We start from the raw sequence: 17,238 nt of genomic DNA on the forward strand, positions 1-17,238 counted from the left end.
TTGGAAGAACTGTATTTTGCCTATGGCTCCAACCTGAACCTTGGTCAGATAGCCGTCCGCTGCCCGCAGGCCAGGGTGGTCGGCAAGGCTGTGCTGGAAGGATACGAACTGGTCTTCCGTCGCGGCGTGCTGACGATCCTGCCCAAAGAGGGCGGCCGGGTGAATGGTCTGCTGTGGCGGATCAATGCCTGGGACGAGTTGACGCTCGACCGCTACGAGGGGTATCCGCACCTGTATACAAAGGAACTGCTGCCGGTGCAGACTGATTCCGGGCCGCAAACCGTTGTGGCCTATGTTATGACCGCTCCCTACTGTGAGAAAGTGCAGCCGCCTGCCGCCACTTATCTGCAAACGGTCTTGGATGGGTGCCGCATGGCCGGTTTCGACCCGAAAGCCGTGTTGCAAGCGGCAGCCCGAGCCAGGGACGTACAGACACAATCGCACAAGCGGCATCACTCTGGCACCGAAAGATAAATACGAACCTTTGACCCGCGCCCGCGGCATGATCGTGTATCCATCCATGCTGCGGGCTTTTTCATTGTCAACATAAGGAGAAAAGCCTATGAACTGCAAAATCAAAAGAAAGAGCTGGCGAAGGCTGTCTGCTGCGCTGCTGGCAGGGCTGTGCCTTCTGACCGGCAGCGGCGCGGCATTGGCCGCGCAGGCGGTGGGCGAGGCGGCCACATCCGGGCCAGTACAGGCGGCCCCCGGCGAAGCCACTGCCACACCGGAGACTGCGCCTGGCGGCGAGGCGGCCGCCACACCCGAGAGCGCCGCCCCAGATGAAGACCCCGGCACATCCACCCCCGAAACCGCTGCTGCTGCCGCACGGTTCAGCTTCACGGTGCTGGACGCCGACTACGAAGCCCCGGCCAGCGGCAACATCGACGAGTCGCTGTTCGGCATCGAGGCGGACGAAGCGCGGATGCCCGCCGGCGAGGCGGTGCCGGTTCTGCTGCAGGTGGTGGCCCCGGCCCCGGACAGCACCGTCACCGTGACCCTCTCGGACGGGGCGGTCTTTACCGATTCCGAGATGGAGACCGACGACGGCAGCATCTACACCCGCACCTTTGCGAGCGGCGAGCAGGCGTCCGCCTGGATGCTGTATGTGCGGGCGGACGGCGACTTCACCGCCGAAGCGGCCTATACTGCTTCGGATGGTGCGTCTCTCACCCGCACGATCACGGTTACGCGGAATCACAAAATTTCGTTGTTTTCCGCCTTCTCGGCGCGAGCCGGTGAACACCAGTACCACATCACCGATGTGACCAATGTCGGCGGCGAGTGGCTCATCACCTTTGAGGGGGAGGATCAGAGTTATTGTCTTGACCAGGGCATGAACGGCAAGCCCTCGGCCAGCGTGTACTGGACCTACTACGGCACCACCGACCTGCTGGACCAGGCGCGGGCCGCCGGCTGCAGCAGCAAGCTCGACATCCAGCGGTACGTCTGGGCGCACCGGCAGGAGGCCAGCGACAGCGGCAGCGCCTATGTTTACCAGGCCAGCGAAGCCTGGTGGCAGAACGTCATGACCACCTACCCGCCGGTGGACCAGCCAACCGAACCGGGCGAACCCGAAGAACCCCAGGAGTATTATGCCTCCTGGTCGGCTGGCCCGCAGACGGCCAGCGGGTCGCTGGATCTGAGCCATGGGCTCGATCTGCACAAGATCGGTCTCGTGACCGGCGAAACGATTGACGAAGCAGTGTTTGAGATCACGCCTTCGGTCACCGGCGGCAGCATTGACGGCGGCAGCTGGAGCCTGACGCCTGCCGGGTCGCAAACCGTGACCACCGGCGGCCACGTCATGGACGACACCTACCACACCACCGGCGGCAATGCCTCGGCCAGCTGGATGATGCACTACTCGGTCAGCAAGACCAGCGGTACGGCCAGCGGCAATGTGGGGCCGTACTCCTCGCAGGAAGAAGCCAACGCGGCGGCCAGTGCCGCCCAGAGCGAGGCAGTCAGCCGGCTGCAGGGCGAGGCGCAGGCGGCTGTGGACGCCGCCATTGCATCGGCGCGCAGCCAGATGGCGAACATCACCTTTACGGTGCGCGAGACCTCGGTTCCCCATGGCTTTGACGCCTATACCGACAGCACCGGCAGCGAGCAGCAGGTCTCTGTGCCCGCGGATGGCAGCACCGATGTAACCATCCACAATGAGGAATGGAGCATCCAGGTCAACATTGCCAAGATCGACAGCGAGACCCACCAGCTCATTGCGGCGGATGCCGAGTTTTCCGTGTTCGAGTGGGACACGGTCAAGCAGATGTACATTCCGTTTGGCGGGTACAACCAGTATTCGGTCGTCCGCAATGAGGACGGCAGCTATTCTGTTGCCAACGGCAGCAGCTATGCCACCGGCAGCCCGGCTGACCGCACCCTCTATTACACCCAGCGCAATGAGGGCAAGTTCATCATTGTCGAGACCCGCGCCCCAGAAGGCTATTATGGAAATTGGTCGGACATCACCCACCCCGGCACGGCCGGACAGGTAGAAGGCAAACGCGCCTATGCGTTCACCATCTCCAAAGGAAATGACGGCTCGGTCATCGACCTGTCCAACGAGGATTACAATGCGGACATCGGCACGGCCGACAGCGGCGGGACCCTGCTGCGCACGCCGGAGGGCAACACCGTAACCGTTACGCTGTATGACGCACCGCAGGAGGCCATCCGCACCTATGTGACCGACAGCAACGGGCTGGCGAACAATGAGGATTCGTACACCAGCACGCCGGTCAGCGGCAAGTTTACCAATGACCGCGTAATCGGTGAGATCGTGCTGACCAAGTCTGATCTGGATCAGGCCGTGGAAGGTGCCGACACCGCCTTGCACGGCACTGCCAGCATCGAGGGCGCGGTGTACGATCTGTACGCCGCCGAGGATATCCAGCACCCGGATGGCGTCAGCGGCACGGTGGACTACAGCAAAATCGTGGACGCCAACGGCAATCCGATCTGGCACACCACCGTCCTGACCAACGGCGGCTGGGATCCCGACTATTTGCCGGTTCTCGCCAAAGACCACCTAGTCGCCAGCGCCGAGATACGGGACGGCGTGCTGGCTTTTGCCAACCTGTATCTTGGCAAATACTATCTGGTCGAGCGCGCCACCGGTATTGTTCTGCCGGTGGATACGGACGGGCATTTCTATGTAACGGGTCAGTATCCCGTGCTGGATAAGACCTTGCAGCCCACTGGTGAAACCAAATCACTGAATACCAGTCGCGGTGAGTACACCGACTATGTCTACAAAAACCAGTACAGCGCGGTGGCTGAGGGTCGGGCATTGACCGGCATCAAGACCTACGATGGGTATTACCTCAGTTTCGCCACTGGTTACCTCTGTGACGAGATCAACCACTACGAAACCTTGACCTACGGCAGCGAAAGCCAGTATGTCGCCCGTGAAACAGACGGCTCCAAAGATGCGGTGCTGAAATCTGGCTTCTCCATTCAGAAGGTTGTCAGCACCACCGGCCCCGGCAGCCCGGCCCCCAAGTTGGAGGGTGCCGGCTTTACCGTCTACCGCATCTGGGAACTGAGCAAAGTGGATGAATTCCAGAAAAATGCAGACGGCACCTACAATGTGCAGTCCATCCTCGATGCTTACCGCAAGGACAGCTACGACAACAACACCGCTAAATATGATTTCACCGGCGAGGGCGCAGCGGTCGCCCGGATGTTTGAGTCGGACGCCAGCCTAGTGGCCGAGTACAACGCCAGTCTGACCGAAGCGGGAGACTACGCCAACGGTCAGGGCGACGGCTGGGTGCCGACCGGGGTGGAAAACGAGTACATTCTCTCGGAGATTTTCACCAACGAGGAAGGCATCATTCGTGTGACCGGCCTGCCGTATGGCCAGTATCTGGTCGTGGAAACGACGCTGCCCAAAGACCTGTTCCAGGCCGACCCGTTTGTGGTCACGGTGGATTCAGCTGCCCCGCAGAGCGTCCTGTGCCAGCCGGACGGCAGTGTAACCACACCCAGCAATTCCTACATGACCTACAATGTGCTGAACGAGGAACTGGAAGGCTATTTGCAGCTCATCAAGATCGACGCCGAAACCGGCAAGCCGGTCAAGATCGCCGACACCGCTTTCCAAATCTATAGGATTGCCGAGGACGGCACCGAGACGCTGCTGGAGATGCCCGACCCGGATTCCGGCAGCGCCACCGCCAAGACCTCCACTTTCTACACAGACGCAGACGGCTACCTCAAGACACCCGAAAAGCTGCCGCTTGGCCGCTATCGTGTGGTCGAGATCGAAGGGCCCGAAGGGTTCTTCAACGACGAACAGTACAATGTCGTGTTCGAGTTGACCAGCGAGCGCGTCTGGGAAGTTGTCGGCAACGCCGCCGACGACATGGACGACTTTATAATCACCGAAGAATACAGCAACCATGAAACCTTGGGCCAGCTCACCATCCGCAAGGTCGGCAACGTCCTGACCGGCTATGAAGACGGCCAGTTCCAGTATGAACAGGCCAACCTGGCCGGGGCCACCTACGAGATCCGCGCCCGCGGCGACATTGTCACCGGTGACCGCCAGGGCACGCTGTGGTATGCAGACGGCGACCTGGTCGCCACCGTGACCACCGGCGAAGAAGGCCAGGTGGATGAAGTCAGATTCAGTCCCACCCGCACACCTGCCACCCACGATTTCTTGACTGTTTCTCACGATGGCACCACCGGCGAAGTGACGATTACCCTACCTCTCGGCTCCTACGATATCACCGAGGTACAGGCTCCCTACGGTTTTGCGCTGACCAACCAAACCTACACGGTGACTTTTGGCTGGAATGACCAAAGCAACGATGTGGTTCTGACCCAGACCATTGTGGACCACACCCAGGACGGCGACGAAACCTACAGCTACGACATTGTCAACGCATCGGACGCCAGCGACGAGCAGCTTACCTGCCAGCCCGGCACCCTCGTGTTCGAGAACGCCCGGGTGCTTCCCGTACCCGAAACGCCGGAGGACCTCGTGGACAAAATCGGCGTCGGCATCCACAAGCAGGACACCGAAACCAGTCTGCCGCTGGCCGGGGCCGTGTATGAACTCTACACGGTGGACGCCATTTATGACGTGAACGGCAACAAGCTGGCCGATGCCGGTACCCTGCTCGCCACCAGTGCCCCGACCGACGAGAGCGGCTTCACCTGGTTCGATGTGGACGTGCCCATCCGCGGCGAAGCCTATGCAAACGGTGAGCTCGAACCGGCAGACGGCGTCTGGGATGCCCGCTACAACAGCGGCAACTACGAAATCGTAGAAATCGCCAGCCCGGACGGTTACCTGCTCGACCCGACGCCGATTGCGGTCAGCTTTACCTGCCCGGGCCCGCAAACGGCCTGGCAGGTGGTCGCCGGCACCCAGTCCGACCAGCCGCTTGACAAGCTGACCATCCATAAAACCGATGTTGGCGGCAAGGAACTGCCCGGCGCAGAACTGACCGTCACCACGCTGGACGGCGAACCGGTTGACAGCTGGGTGAGCGAGGATACGCCCCATGCACTGCCCATTCTGGAACCCGATGTTGAGGCGCAGGAAGGCGCGATTCGCTACTCGGATGCGGACAACGAATTTATCTACATCCTGCACGAGGATGCCGCGCCGGATGGTTATCTGGTTGCCACCGACATCCAGTTCAAGGTGGAAAAAGACGAGGACGGCCGCATCACGGTGTACACCCGCGCAACCGCCGCAGAAAGCTGGCACAAGGTGGACGGCGCATCGGTCACGATGGTGGACGAGGCCAAGCCGCAGCCCACGCCGACGCCCACGCCCACCACAACAACAGTCACGGCAACGGCGACGCCAAAACCTGTTGCCCATGTCCCTCAGACCGGCGACAGCACCCCACTGCTGGCGATGGTGATTGCGACCGCACTGGCGGCGGTAGGTTTTGTCGCGCTGCTGGTGATGCGCTGCCGCCGAAACCGGCTGGAAGAGGAAAGTGACCCGCAGCTAGAACCGCGGGACGATATGGAGGAAACCCATGAATAAACCGGAGAAACTGCGCGTTGTCATCGTGGAGCCGGGCCAATATGCTCGCGAAGCCGAGATTGACAACACCTTACAAGCCGAACAAGCGGTGGTCGGTGGCTCGATTGAAGTCATCTACCCCTGGCCGGACAAAAATGTTTGCCTCGTGCTCAACGATGAAGGAAAAGTCATTCCGTTGGAACCAAATCGTGGCTTACTCGAATACAGGGATATTGTGTTCGGCACCTTTTTCGTCTGCGGAGACAACGGTGAGGATTTTTGCAGCCTGAGCGATCTGCAGGTGAAGCGATTCCTTCAGCGCTTCAGCAGGCCGGAGGTGTTTGTTCCCTATTGTGGGCACCTTCTACCCATCCTGTATGATCGGCGTGACCTGCCGAATGTACCGGAAGCCGTCCGGCAGGAAACGAAGGAACGAAACGGTCTGCCGCAAATTTGCTTCAGCGATATGCCAGGGATACCCGAGGTGGTGTTGCTGGAATATGGAGAAAACCGCTGCTTGCCGCTGAGTGCTTCGCCGGAAGGCAAAACAGCCTCTCAGTATGCGGACGAGCTCAACGAGCGGATCGGTGTCACACCGGATCAGCAACGAGCCTTGCAGCGCGGCTTTGCCTGTGGCTGGAAAACTGGGCCAGACGACCGCACCGACAAAAAACATTCGCAGGACATGACGCGGTAAAACGCCGCGGCTTGTTCTATAACCGGGGCGCAGCTAGGCGGCTGCGCCCCTACATTTATTATAAAGGAGAAATTTTATGATCCATTTCTATTCTGCCGAATCGGTGACCGAAGGGCACCCCGATAAGCTCTGCGACCAGATCGCCGACGCAGTGCTGGACGGTTGCCTGACACTTGACCGCAATGCTCGCGTGGCCTGTGAGGTCGCGGCCACAAAAGGGCACATCTTCCTGATGGGCGAGATCACGGCGAGCACCCGACCCGACGAAGCCGAGATCGCCCGCGAGGTACTGCGCCGTGTCGGTTACAACCCCAAAGATTACGAAATTCACACGCTGATCCACCCCCAAAGCCCCGACATCGAAGCCGCCGTCAATGACCCGCTGGATACTGGGGCCGACCCCGACGCCATCGGCGCGGGCGACCAGTGCGTGGTGGTGGGCTATGCCACCGACGAGACACCCGAAATGCTGCCGCTGCCGGTGGTGCTGGCGCATCGCCTGACCAGCCGGTTGACCTGGGCCTGCATCAACGATGAACAGAAGCGTTTCGGTCCCGATGGCAAGGCAATGGCGATTGTCGAGTACGAGGATGACAGGCCTGTGCGGGTGGCGCGCATTGTGGTATCCTTCCAACACGCCCCCGAAGTGGACCCCACCGACCTCACCGAGCTTATCTGGCGGGACGTCATTCTGTCCGCCCTCAAGGGAATGCCCTACGATGACAGCCTGGAACTGATCCTCAACCCGGGCGGCCATTTTGTGCTGGGCGGCCCGGATGCCGACACCGGCCTGACCGGCCGTAAGCTGGCGGTGGATGCCTACGGCCCCTTTGTGCCCACCGGCGGTGGGGCGTTCTCCGGCAAAGACCCCACCAAGCTCGATCGCAGCGGGGCGTACATGGCGCGGTGCGTGGCCAAAAACATCGTGGCCAGCGGCATCGCGCAGCAGTGCCAGGTCACGCTGACCTACGCCATCGGCATGGCGAAACCGCTGGCGGTGGAGGTGGACACCTTCGGCACCGGCCTGCTCTGCGAGGACGACTGCCTTGCGGTGGCGGTGCAAAGCGCGTTCGACCTGACCCCGGCCGGCATCATTACCGAGCTCGACCTGCAGCGGCCGATTTACGCCCGTACCGCGGTGGGCGGCCACTTTGGCCGCGAAGATTTCCCCTGGGAAAAGCTCGACCGCACCGGCTTGCTGATGGCGACCATACGGTAATATGCCCCGCGTCACCAAAGAACAGGTCGCCGCCGCACGGCGGATGACAGCCATCGAGTTCCTGCGCCGATACCGGGCAGACGACCTTGTCAAGAGCAGTGCCCGCGGCGAATATGAACTGAAAAGCCATGACAGCTTCAAGATCAACGGCGAGTCAAGCCTCTGGCACTGGAAAAGCCGGGGCATCGGCGGCAAGTCGGCGCTGGATTATCTCGTCCATGTGGAGGGCTGTTCCTTTGTGGAAGCGGTGCAGCTCCTTTGCGATGAGCAGCCCAGCTTCATCCCGCAGCGCCATGAAGAAGTGGAACGCCAGCGTCCGCCGTTCAAGCTACCCGAAAAATCCCCGACCACCACGCGGGTGGAAGCCTACCTGCGCTGCCGGGGAATCTCGCCACAGGTGATACAGAAATGTATAGACGATGGCATTTTGTACGAGAGTCTGCCCTACCACAATTGTGTGTTTGTCGGGCGGGATGCAGACGGCACCCCCAGATACGCCGCCCTGCGGGGGACCTACACCTACGGGAAACAATTCAAGGCAGAATCCACCGGAAGTGACAAGCGGTTCGGCTTTTGCATCGCACCAACGGCAGAAAGCAGTGCGGTGGCTGTGTTTGAAGCCGCCATCGATGCCATGGCCGAAATGACGCTGGCCGGGGATGCGGCCGACAAATACCGTCTGTCTCTCGGCGGCATCTATGCGCCGGAGGAAGGCCGCGACATCCACCCGCCTGCAGCGCTGGAAGAATTTCTGCACCGTCACCCGCAGGTGAACCGCATCGAGTTCTGCCTCGACAACGACCCGCCCGGCCGTGCCGCCGCTGCAGCGTTGGCACGGCTCTACGGTGAGCGGTATCAGGTGGCCGTGCGTCTGCCACCGATCGAGGGCTTCGACTATGGTGATTTGGCGCAGGCGGCGATAGAATATCGTACAAAAGCCAAGGCCAAAAGCTGTGCAATACGCCAGAGTCAGAACAATTTCCCCACAAGGTAAAGAACCCGAACCACACAGCGAACAGGCGCCCGCCTTATGCCAACCGTGCAACGATTGACTTGGCAGACGCCTGTTTTTCTTTGCTGCTGCGTCAGTGAAACAATTCCGGGTAGTTGCTGGACGCCCAGACGATGCGTTCGATCACGACCTGCTCGCCGTCGATCCGATAAATCACGATGTGGTTGCCGTGTACGAGTTTGCGGAACCCCAGCGCGTTCAGATAGGCGTCCGGGTGTTCCTCTCCCATGCGGGGAAAGTCGGACAGCTTTTCGATGTGGTCCTGCAAATCGCCCACGGCCCGAAGCGCCGAATCTTCCCCGACCTTCTCGAAGTGGTAGTCCGCAATATCCAGCAGGTCTTGCAGCGCTTCTTTGGTGTAGATGAGCGGCGTTTTAGCCATGTTTCTCCCTCCGCCGGTTCAGCAGGTGCTGCCGGACCGCGTCCCGCACCTGTTCGGAGGTATAGGTCGGCTCACCGGACAGGCGGCCCAGCTCTGCCTCCAGCACCAACGCGCGGTGGTCAAGTACGGCTTCGCGCCGGTCGAGTTCTTCCTCCCGGCGTGTAAAGGCGTCCAGATCCATCAGGACGGTGTCGCCTTCGCCGTTGCGGGTGATGTAGATCGGCTGCCCCGTTGTGCGGGAACGTGCAGCAAGTTCGTTGTACTCTGTCCGCAGCGCCGATGCGGGTCGAATATCCATAGCCATCTGTGCGGCCCCCTTTCTTACCTACAGTATACCATAGTGACCAGCAAATAACAACCATATATGGAATATATTTGCTTGCCATCTTCGAACCCGATTCAAAATATAACGTGAGGTGATGTCACTTGAATGAAGTAACTTTCAAACTATATTCTCCGCTGACCGCAGAACTTCTGTCAGATGAGAATGAGATCTGGCTGGGCAATGCCCCCATCGAACTGCAGGGGTATGAAATGACCGATTATGCAGGAGCGATTGCGGCGCAGATCGTGGAGGAAGGCGCCAATATTGAGCAGTACATGGACGGGGAAGACAACCCCTACCTGGCAGCCCATGTCAAGAGCATCCGGCTTTCGGTCGAGGAACGGTATGGTGAACTGTGTGGCTGTGCCACCGTGATCGTGGACGAAGACCTGACCGAACGTGGCTGGAATGACCTGCAGGACTACATTACCGGCCAGTATTCGGACGGCTGGGGAGAGGGATTCGAGCAGCGCGATATCCAGGTGAAAGATGGTATCCTCAACGTCCACTTCTGGCAGGCGGATCACTTTGCCTTCACGGTGGAACAGGTTGTGAATGCACCGCAGCAAACCAAGCCTTCTCCTTCCACAAAGAAGTACGAGATCACCGACACTGCCCATCCCGTCTACCCGGAACTACACCGCATCCGCGCATTGCGGCAGGTGAGGGAGGATGTGCCGGTTGGTACGCTCGGCGGTTATGTGCAGAGCGAAGCCAACCTGTCGCAGGGCAACGACGACGCCTGGCTCTATGACGATTCTGTCAGCCGGGATGAGGCTTGTGTTTGCGATGATGCGCGGCTGTATGAGCAGGCGATGGTGCAGGACTTGGCATTGGCCCGTGGCAGTGTCATCATGTACGGCAACGCCATTGCCTGTGACAATGCGATCGTTACAGGTGGGCGTATCTGCAACGGTGCGCTCGTCTGCGGTAATGCCCGCGTCCGCGAAAATACCGTGACCCATATCGCGCCGGTAGTGGCCGGACACTGCGTGGTCATGGGCGACCTGGCGGGCAAGGTTGTGGTGTCTGGCAGTGGCAGCATTCTTCCGGGGCAAGTGGTGGACAATCCCACCCAGAACGTGGTCGCTATTGACGAACATGGTGCTGTCATCGTCCGGGAGCCCAATCTTGCCCCCGGCCGGGACAGAAAGAACCGCAATACCCCTGAACGCTGAGAAAGGAAGGATGCCTTTGACCAAAACTCCCGAAACCAACATCATTTTTGACCCGAGCGCCAAATTTGAAATGCCCGAACACACCGGCGGCGACGGCTGGACGATTCTCCACGGCGACTGCCTGCGCCTGATGCGTCAGATGCAGGACGGCGTGTTCGATGCCGTCATCACTGACCCGCCCTACGCCTCCGGCGGCAGCACGCCCGCCGAAAAGACCCGTTCGACCAACCAGAAATACAGCTCGATGTCCTCAGACAAAGCCCTGCCCGATTTTGCCGGCGATCAGATGGACCAGCGCAGCTGGACGAACTTCATGACCGACTGGCTCAATGAAGCCTACCGCCTGTGCAAACCCGGTGCGCCCATCTGCCTGTTCATCGACTGGAGGCAGTTGCCCTCCATGACGGATGCTTTGCAGCGTTCCGGCTGGATCTGGCGCGGCATTGCTGTGTGGGATAAGGTGACCTGCCGCCCGCAAAAGGGGCGCTTCCGCCAGCAGGCCGAATTCATCCTGTGGGGGTCCAAAGAAGGGATGCCCTTGCAGCGCAACGTCGGGTGTCTGCCCGGTGTGTTCCGGTATAGCAACCCGGCCAATGCCGGGCGCATCCATGTGACCGAGAAGTCCCTTCCCCTCATGCGGGACATCGTCCAGATCTGCGAGCCGGGCGGGCGTATCCTCGACCCGTTTGCCGGGGCAGGTACGACCATTCTGGCGGCGGTACGCGAGGGGTACGAGGCCGTGGGCATTGAGAAAACCGCCGTTTACTACAAACTCGGCTCCGACCGGGTCAGATTTGCGTTGGCAGCAGGAGAGAAAACCAAATAAACCGAGGTGGATTCCAATAGGAATCCACCCACAGAAGCAAGCCGCGCGGGGGGGATTCCTATTGGAATCCTCCCCGCTATTTTATGTGAAATTGGAAAGGAGACAACCGATATGAGACGACCTTGGGCCTTTATCTGTGCCGCAGCCACCACCAAATCCGAGACATTGCGCCGCTATTGCCGTGAACTCTACGAGCTCGGCTATGTGCCCATCTGCCCGCCGCTGCAGGACGGGCAGTATCTGGTGCTGGCCGATCCTGCCGAACGGGCTGATTACAACGAGATCGTGCGGGAAAAGATTTTGCGCAGCGCACTGCTGGTCTTCTGCGGCCGCAGAAGCGATGCAACCACCGCCGCCCAGATCGGCCTGGCCCAGAAGTACGGCCGCATCGTCACCGATCTTGACGGCCTGCGCGTTGCCGTGGAGCAGGGAGAGGCTCTCCCCTCCTGAGAGCTACCTGCTGGCAAGTTTTGCTAGCATAGCGTTTGGATATCCAAACGCAGATCCTTGGGGTGCACCCCAAACCCCCGACGGCCTGCGAAAACAGCGCCGTATTCAATTTGGAAAGGAACAGGTGAAAACTATGAGTGGATTTGAACTGCGAGCACAGTTTTACCCGCTGGTGTCTGATTTGGAACGACTGAAGGAAGAAGCGGCCGAGGGCGTGCCGTACCCCTTCCTTACCGAAGAAGTGCTGGAGCTCTCGCTCAAAGACTACCGGCAGTTCGGCAACGCCTTGGGACAGCGGTACGCCTTTGAAACCGACATTCCCAAGGAAGGCTATGATGCGGTGTATGGGGCTTTTCATTGTTCTCTGGTTACCACCGCGTCCGAAAAAGATGCAATTCTCCTGACAAGAGTGGCCGGGCAGATGTTTGGCGCTTATCTGCCGGACAGGACGATTCTGGATCTCGCGGGTGTGCCGAGGACGCAGGTGACGCTGGCGCCGTGCCAAGGCCCGGCGATCTGCATCGGGCCCCCGGATGCGGTTCGGTGAGCGGGCGAAAGCGCCGCCATATTGTTCCGATTCGGCTGACAGAAAAGGAGCTGCGCCATCTTAACCGCCAATCGAACTTGAGCGGCCTGTCACGTGAGGGTTATATCCGCGCCCTGATCCTGGGCGCTGAACTCCACCCGCGCCCCTGTACCCACCATGCCGACCTGCTGCGCAAGGTGGCGGGGCTTTGCAACAACGCCAACCAGCTCGCCCACCGCGCCAACTCCACCGGCGTGGCCGGGCAGGAGAGTGTAGACAGGATGACGGCACTGGCGGCAGAGATTTACCGCCTGGTCAAGGAAAACTGGTGATGCCGCATGGCCTACACCTCTCTCATTCCCGTGCGCCGCCTGGACAGGGCGGTGAAGTATGTGCGGGATAAATCCAAAACCACAAAGCCAAGTTCCTTGGAAGAAGCGGTGGACTATGCCCTCAACCGGGACAAGACTGAATCCGTCTGCTTTGAGACGGGGCTGAGCTGCTTGTGCGAGACGGCGTTTGCCGACATGAAAGAAAATGTGCGGCGCTGGCACAAGACCGGCGGCGTGCAGGGGTATCACCTTGTGCAGAGTTTTGCCGAGGGCGAGATCACGCCGGAATTGGCGCACCAAATCGGCGTGGAACTTGCCGACCAACTGTTGAATGGCCGATACCAGGCGATTGTAACGACCCATCTCAATACCAGCCACATCCATAACCACATTGTCTGGTGCGCGGTGGCTTTGGACAACGGCCGCAAATACCACAGCAACGCCAGAAGCTACTACACCGAGGTGCGGGCGAGGTCGGACGCTTTATGCCGCCAATATGGGTTGTCAGTCATTGAAACTCCGGAATCGGAGCGCGGCAAGCGCCAGTACGCCAAGTGGCAGGCGGAAACCAACGGCCAACCGACCTGGCGTACCGCTATCCGCATGGATATGGATGAGGTCGTCTCGATGGCGCTGACATGGCGGCAGTTTTTGGCGATTCTGGAACAGAAGGGCTACGAGATCCGCATGGGCCGCAAATATCCGACACTGCGGCCGCCCGGCAAAGAACGCTTTGTTCGGTTCAAGACGCTGGGCAAATCATATACGCCGGAAGCTATCCGGCAGCGGATTTTGTATCCGAAACGGCCTTTTACACCCGCTGCTGTCTGGCGCGGCCGCTTACATGGCACCCACCGCAAAGCCCGCAAGCTCACCGGCCTGCGGGCTTTGTATTATCGGTACCTGTACGAGTTGGGCGCGCTGCCCCGCAAGCAGCAGCGCCCCCGCTATGCCGTGCGGCAGGACATCCGCAATCTGGATAGGCGTATTCGGCAGATGGAATTTTTGTCACGGCACGGTATAGATACACTGGCCCAGCTGGATGCCTACCGCCAGTCGCAGGAAAAGGCCGTGGCGGATCTGCTGGCCGAGCGCCGCCAACTGCACCGCGCAGACCCAAGCGATGCGGTCAAGACCAGATTGGCGCAGATCACGCAGACCCTCAAACCGCTGCGGAGGGATATTCGCCTCTGTCAGCAGATTGCGGAGCAATCGGTACAGATGCAGGAACGGATGAAGCAGAGGGCCGAGCGGCTGTCCGAACAACCCAGAAGGCCGGAACGCGTACCGAACGCAAGGACAAGCCCAAGCCGGGAATAAAAAGCGCCCACCGCATCCATATGCGGCAGGCGTGGCCCGGTCAGGCTGGGGTGATGGTGATTTTTAATTTCAACGCGTTCATAATTTTGAGCAGCGTGTCCAGGTTGGGCGTTGTCTTAAACGATTCGATCCGTGCCACAGAGGACTGCGGCAACCCGCAGATTTCCGCCAGATCGCGCTGGCTCAACCCCAGCGTGTGACGCTGCGCAACCATTGCGCTGACAATCTGCGAAAGCGCCTCTATCTCTTCCAAATCTTGCTTGGCTTCGGAATCGGTCGCCTTGACATAGTCTTTGTAATCGTTCCAGGTTTTCATTTCTTCTGGCCCTCCTTCCTGGCTCGGTAATCATCGCGCTCCGCTTTGGCCCGCTCAATTTCCCGGAGCGGTGTCTTTTGCGATTTCTTTCGGAAATGGTGAAGCAGGACAAACGTGCCCTGTTCATAGCAGAAATAGAACACACGGTTGTTGCCGGGGCGCAGCTCCCAGATATCCTCTACGAGATGTTTGGTGACGGTTTCCGGCAAAAGCGTGCCATTTTCCTGTAGCAGCTGGATGTAAAAGCTCACCTGTTTATACTGTATGCGGGCATCTTTGCTCCGTTGCGCTTTTGTGCGCAGCTCCTCAAGGAAATCCCAGACGTCCGATTCGCCGTTTGCTTTTTCGTAAAACTCAACTTGATACATGAGCGCCGCCAACTCTCACACTTTCTACAGATATGATAGCACAAATGCTATCAAACGTCAACAGGAGGGATGTCAATGACAAACAATTCCAATCCAATCGACCGCTGGGCCTACCGCCGCGAATATGCCCGGCGCAGCTATCCGCCCGGCACTCGCATCCGATTGCTCGAGATGCCGAACGACCCCAACCCAGTACCTGTGGGCAGCTGCGGCACCGTCCTGGCTGTGGATGATGCGGGCCAGCTGCTTATGCAGTGGGACAACGGCCGCAGCCTGTCGCTGATTCCTGGTGTGGATAACTTTGAGGTGCTGGAACGGCCCCGGCATCGGGAGATTCCGGCACACAATCGCCACAGCAAAGGAGAAGCCAGATGAACTTGGGGTCTGACCCGGCCGACCAGGTCGTCCGCTACACGCTGGAGGGCACCGAGTTTGCGCTGCGAATCTCAGGCACCGCCGCCAAAAATTTTGCCATCTTTGCCGCCGCGGTGCTGCGAGACCAGAAGAAAACCCGCGGCAAGACCAACCTGACAAGGCTGCTGCGGGAGGGCAAACCGCTGAAGTTTTTCTCGGTCTCTGCCGACCGGATGAGGGAGTTTGCGCAGGAAGCCAAGCGCCACGGCCTGCTGTTCGTGCCGATGCGCGACCGCAACGACCCGGACCATATCGAGATCGCCATCTGGGCGGACGATTCCGCCAAAGTGGAGCGGGTCATCGACCGGATGCAGTTGGATGTGGTGGAAACCGGCGAGGCCGATATCATGTCGGAGGTCACACCCGAACAGAATATGCCGAGGCAGAAGGAAGCGGAACCTGACCATCCGGCAACCCAAACTGCCGATAGCCCCAGCCCGTTCGAGCTGGATGACGCCGACTATGACCTGGGTTTTACCCAACCGGCCCCGTCGTCTGCGGAGCCGGAGATCCCACTGCCTACCCGCTCGCCCCGAACGAACGCCCCTCAGTCCGAGAAGCCCTTAGCGCCATCCGCTGTCAGCAAAAGCAGATCGCCCAATACTTCTCCCACCCTACACGCCGGCGAGGTGCGGGCCAGGGGTGAGCGCCCCAGCGTGCGGGATGAACTGCGGTCGATCAAAGCCATGCTGCGCCAACGGGAATCTGTCACTCCACGCCCCAAAGCGCCGATCCGCATTCACCGCAGTGGCCAGGCGCGGTGAGCCGGAAGTTTTCTGTTTGTTTTCAATTGGAAGATAGCTTTTAGGGGGGCGTTATGGTAATGTTGAAAATGAAAAGAGTAAAATACAACGGCCGGGCCCCTCCCGGCAGACTGGAGGAAATCATGCGCCAGCATCCCATCCGCATCATGAAAATGGACCGCAACAATCGAACCGTTTTAATGCGGGCACTGTACGCGGATTTCTGCGCCAACCGGGAAGCGGGATTGCCCTACGGGAACCTGGCTGCGCTTATCACGAAGCTGCACGAGACCCGCCCCGGCAAACTGCCGCTGGATGATGGAGAGTTTCGCCTGGCCCGCAATGCCCTTAACCATTATCGAAACGAACGCATCGCCGGCGGCGGTTACACCGATGCGGCGGATGCGGCGCTGGTGAAACTTATCAAGGCCAAACCGCCGGTGTGGCCGTTTGGCTGAGTAGCGGCAACCTCCGCCACTTGCAACCGCTGCATAATATGTGTATAATAAAGGCAAGATAAATCACAGAAAGGCGGCGAGACGTATGCTGATCAAATCCTCTTCTGCACTGCGCAACGATTATGACGCAATGGCAAAACTGGCCAAAGAACAGCCCATCTACATCACCCGCAACGGCGAGGGCGAGATGGTCTTTCTCTCGCAGGAGCTGTATGAGCGCCGCGAGGCCGAGCTGACACTGCTGGAAAAGCTGCTGGAAGCAGAGCGGAACCGTCTGGCGGGTGCGCCGGTGTATTCTCTGGACGAGGTGGAGAAGGAACTGGAGGAAATCTATGCCGAAAGCTAAGGTCGTCCTCCTGACAGAAGCGCGGTTGCAGTTGCGGGACATTGCCATGATTCACAAGGCCAAAGTGGGGCCGCAGTCTGCCAAAAAGATCACGGATAAAATTTTGAAAGCCCTGCGGCACCTGGAAGATTTCCCGCTGCTGGGGGTCGAGCCCCGGAGCGAGCGGCTGGCAAAAGCTGGATACCGTATGCTGATTGCCGGGGAATATCTCTGCTTTTATCAGATACAGGGGGACGTGGTCTATGTCTCCCTGATCGTACACGGCAGCGTGGACTATGTACGTTGGCTGCTGGAATAAATCTCTGCCTCACCAAATAAATCAAATTGG

General features: G+C 59.6%; 20 protein-coding genes. 16 read left to right on the forward strand and 4 right to left on the reverse strand.

Annotated elements, in window-relative coordinates:
- From H6B15_RS05545 to H6B15_RS05565, 5 genes are all read left to right on the forward strand, one after another.
- Nucleotides 1-474, forward strand: a complete 474-nt coding sequence (locus tag H6B15_RS05545) for a gamma-glutamylcyclotransferase family protein (protein ID WP_430661826.1) — start codon at nucleotides 1-3, stop codon at nucleotides 472-474.
- Between the two features lie 88 nt (nucleotides 475-562).
- Nucleotides 563-6,019 (forward strand): SpaA isopeptide-forming pilin-related protein, encoded by a 5,457-nt coding sequence (locus tag H6B15_RS05550; RefSeq protein WP_204646931.1) that lies wholly within the window; start codon nucleotides 563-565, stop codon nucleotides 6,017-6,019.
- Nucleotides 6,012-6,695 carry a DUF3846 domain-containing protein gene (locus H6B15_RS05555; protein WP_204646933.1) on the forward strand — a complete coding sequence of 228 codons (684 nt, stop codon included), beginning with the start codon at nucleotides 6,012-6,014 and terminating at the stop codon, nucleotides 6,693-6,695. Before H6B15_RS05550 ends, H6B15_RS05555 begins: the two co-directional genes overlap by 8 nt.
- Before the next feature lie 76 nt (nucleotides 6,696-6,771).
- On the forward strand, nucleotides 6,772-7,914 hold the full coding sequence (metK, locus tag H6B15_RS05560) for a methionine adenosyltransferase (RefSeq protein WP_204646935.1): 1,143 nt from the start codon (nucleotides 6,772-6,774) through the stop codon (nucleotides 7,912-7,914).
- Nucleotide 7,915: 1 nt separating this feature from the next.
- The gene (locus H6B15_RS05565; RefSeq protein WP_204646937.1) at nucleotides 7,916-8,908 is read left to right on the forward strand and encodes a DUF3991 domain-containing protein; all 993 of its coding nucleotides are present in this window, start codon (nucleotides 7,916-7,918) and stop codon (nucleotides 8,906-8,908) included.
- Between the two features lie 91 nt (nucleotides 8,909-8,999).
- Here the strand turns inward: H6B15_RS05565 and H6B15_RS05570 are convergent, their stop codons facing one another.
- On the reverse strand, nucleotides 9,000-9,308 hold the full coding sequence (locus H6B15_RS05570; RefSeq protein WP_204646938.1) for a type II toxin-antitoxin system RelE/ParE family toxin: 309 nt from the start codon (nucleotides 9,306-9,308) through the stop codon (nucleotides 9,000-9,002).
- Nucleotides 9,301-9,612: a type II toxin-antitoxin system Phd/YefM family antitoxin gene (locus H6B15_RS05575; RefSeq protein WP_204646939.1), complete on the reverse strand. Its 312-nt coding sequence runs from the start codon at nucleotides 9,610-9,612 to the stop codon at nucleotides 9,301-9,303. Before H6B15_RS05575 ends, H6B15_RS05570 begins: the two co-directional genes overlap by 8 nt.
- Nucleotides 9,613-9,734: 122 nt before the next feature.
- On the opposite strand from H6B15_RS05575, the gene H6B15_RS05580 reads away from it, so the two are divergent.
- The 6 genes from H6B15_RS05580 to H6B15_RS05605 all read left to right on the forward strand — a co-directional run bounded on the left by H6B15_RS05580 (nucleotide 9,735) and on the right by H6B15_RS05605 (nucleotide 14,265).
- Nucleotides 9,735-10,811 (forward strand): hypothetical protein, encoded by a 1,077-nt coding sequence (locus tag H6B15_RS05580; RefSeq protein WP_204646940.1) that lies wholly within the window; start codon nucleotides 9,735-9,737, stop codon nucleotides 10,809-10,811.
- A gap of 70 nt (nucleotides 10,812-10,881) precedes the next feature.
- Nucleotides 10,882-11,637 (forward strand): DNA-methyltransferase, encoded by a 756-nt coding sequence (locus H6B15_RS05585; protein WP_204647036.1) that lies wholly within the window; start codon nucleotides 10,882-10,884, stop codon nucleotides 11,635-11,637.
- Between the two features lie 111 nt (nucleotides 11,638-11,748).
- On the forward strand, nucleotides 11,749-12,087 hold the full coding sequence (locus H6B15_RS05590; RefSeq protein WP_204646942.1) for a hypothetical protein: 339 nt from the start codon (nucleotides 11,749-11,751) through the stop codon (nucleotides 12,085-12,087).
- A 133-nt stretch (nucleotides 12,088-12,220) separates the two neighbouring features.
- Nucleotides 12,221-12,634, forward strand: coding sequence for a hypothetical protein (locus H6B15_RS05595; protein ID WP_204646943.1), 414 nt, complete (start codon nucleotides 12,221-12,223; stop codon nucleotides 12,632-12,634).
- Entirely contained in the window at nucleotides 12,631-12,945 is a 315-nt protein-coding gene (locus H6B15_RS05600; protein ID WP_204646950.1) for a plasmid mobilization protein, read from the forward strand. The genes H6B15_RS05595 and H6B15_RS05600 overlap by 4 nt, the downstream gene beginning before the upstream one ends.
- 96 nt (nucleotides 12,946-13,041) lie before the next feature.
- Nucleotides 13,042-14,265, forward strand: a complete 1,224-nt coding sequence (locus H6B15_RS05605; RefSeq protein ID WP_345941943.1) for a relaxase/mobilization nuclease domain-containing protein — start codon at nucleotides 13,042-13,044, stop codon at nucleotides 14,263-14,265.
- Between the two features lie 40 nt (nucleotides 14,266-14,305).
- On the opposite strand, the gene H6B15_RS05610 is transcribed toward H6B15_RS05605, so the two are convergent.
- Both H6B15_RS05610 and H6B15_RS05615 read right to left on the reverse strand, forming a co-directional pair.
- A complete protein-coding gene (locus tag H6B15_RS05610) occupies nucleotides 14,306-14,581 on the reverse strand; it encodes a helix-turn-helix domain-containing protein (RefSeq protein WP_204646954.1) in 276 nt (91 codons plus the stop codon).
- Nucleotides 14,578-14,961 carry a type II toxin-antitoxin system RelE/ParE family toxin gene (locus H6B15_RS05615; protein WP_243424295.1) on the reverse strand — a complete coding sequence of 128 codons (384 nt, stop codon included), beginning with the start codon at nucleotides 14,959-14,961 and terminating at the stop codon, nucleotides 14,578-14,580. Before H6B15_RS05615 ends, H6B15_RS05610 begins: the two co-directional genes overlap by 4 nt.
- A 63-nt stretch (nucleotides 14,962-15,024) precedes the next feature.
- Between H6B15_RS05615 and H6B15_RS05620 the strand changes: the two genes are divergently transcribed.
- The 5 genes from H6B15_RS05620 (at nucleotide 15,025) to H6B15_RS05640 (ending at nucleotide 17,208) form a co-directional block, all read left to right on the forward strand.
- Nucleotides 15,025-15,324 (forward strand): DUF4314 domain-containing protein, encoded by a 300-nt coding sequence (locus H6B15_RS05620; RefSeq protein WP_204646956.1) that lies wholly within the window; start codon nucleotides 15,025-15,027, stop codon nucleotides 15,322-15,324.
- Nucleotides 15,321-16,127, forward strand: a complete 807-nt coding sequence (locus H6B15_RS05625) for a PcfB family protein (RefSeq protein ID WP_204646958.1) — start codon at nucleotides 15,321-15,323, stop codon at nucleotides 16,125-16,127. The genes H6B15_RS05620 and H6B15_RS05625 overlap by 4 nt, the downstream gene beginning before the upstream one ends.
- Nucleotides 16,128-16,180: 53 nt before the next feature.
- Nucleotides 16,181-16,564 (forward strand): hypothetical protein, encoded by a 384-nt coding sequence (locus H6B15_RS05630; protein WP_204647044.1) that lies wholly within the window; start codon nucleotides 16,181-16,183, stop codon nucleotides 16,562-16,564.
- 85 nt (nucleotides 16,565-16,649) lie between these two features.
- Entirely contained in the window at nucleotides 16,650-16,910 is a 261-nt protein-coding gene (locus H6B15_RS05635; RefSeq protein ID WP_204646962.1) for a type II toxin-antitoxin system Phd/YefM family antitoxin, read from the forward strand.
- Nucleotides 16,897-17,208, forward strand: a complete 312-nt coding sequence (locus H6B15_RS05640; protein WP_204646963.1) for a type II toxin-antitoxin system RelE/ParE family toxin — start codon at nucleotides 16,897-16,899, stop codon at nucleotides 17,206-17,208. The genes H6B15_RS05635 and H6B15_RS05640 overlap by 14 nt, the downstream gene beginning before the upstream one ends.
- Nucleotides 17,209-17,238 lie beyond the last annotated feature (30 nt).

Source organism: Gemmiger formicilis (assembly GCF_016900095.1).
Taxonomy (GTDB): Bacteria; Bacillota; Clostridia; order Oscillospirales; family Ruminococcaceae; genus Gemmiger; species Gemmiger formicilis_A.

Coding starts and splice junctions, on each gene's coding strand:
- H6B15_RS05550 (WP_204646931.1), top strand. CDS start 563: ATGAACTGCAAAATCAAAAGAAAGAGCTGGCGAAGGCTGTCTGCTGCG.
- H6B15_RS05555 (WP_204646933.1), top strand. CDS start 6,012: ATGAATAAACCGGAGAAACTGCGCGTTGTCATCGTGGAGCCGGGCCAA.
- metK (WP_204646935.1), top strand. CDS start 6,772: ATGATCCATTTCTATTCTGCCGAATCGGTGACCGAAGGGCACCCCGAT.
- H6B15_RS05565 (WP_204646937.1), top strand. CDS start 7,916: ATGCCCCGCGTCACCAAAGAACAGGTCGCCGCCGCACGGCGGATGACA.
- H6B15_RS05570 (WP_204646938.1), bottom strand. CDS start 9,308: ATGGCTAAAACGCCGCTCATCTACACCAAAGAAGCGCTGCAAGACCTG.
- H6B15_RS05575 (WP_204646939.1), bottom strand. CDS start 9,612: ATGGCTATGGATATTCGACCCGCATCGGCGCTGCGGACAGAGTACAAC.
- H6B15_RS05585 (WP_204647036.1), top strand. CDS start 10,882: ATGCCCGAACACACCGGCGGCGACGGCTGGACGATTCTCCACGGCGAC.
- H6B15_RS05590 (WP_204646942.1), top strand. CDS start 11,749: ATGAGACGACCTTGGGCCTTTATCTGTGCCGCAGCCACCACCAAATCC.
- H6B15_RS05595 (WP_204646943.1), top strand. CDS start 12,221: ATGAGTGGATTTGAACTGCGAGCACAGTTTTACCCGCTGGTGTCTGAT.
- H6B15_RS05610 (WP_204646954.1), bottom strand. CDS start 14,581: ATGAAAACCTGGAACGATTACAAAGACTATGTCAAGGCGACCGATTCC.
- H6B15_RS05620 (WP_204646956.1), top strand. CDS start 15,025: ATGACAAACAATTCCAATCCAATCGACCGCTGGGCCTACCGCCGCGAA.
- H6B15_RS05625 (WP_204646958.1), top strand. CDS start 15,321: ATGAACTTGGGGTCTGACCCGGCCGACCAGGTCGTCCGCTACACGCTG.
- H6B15_RS05630 (WP_204647044.1), top strand. CDS start 16,181: ATGGTAATGTTGAAAATGAAAAGAGTAAAATACAACGGCCGGGCCCCT.
- H6B15_RS05635 (WP_204646962.1), top strand. CDS start 16,650: ATGCTGATCAAATCCTCTTCTGCACTGCGCAACGATTATGACGCAATG.
- H6B15_RS05640 (WP_204646963.1), top strand. CDS start 16,897: ATGCCGAAAGCTAAGGTCGTCCTCCTGACAGAAGCGCGGTTGCAGTTG.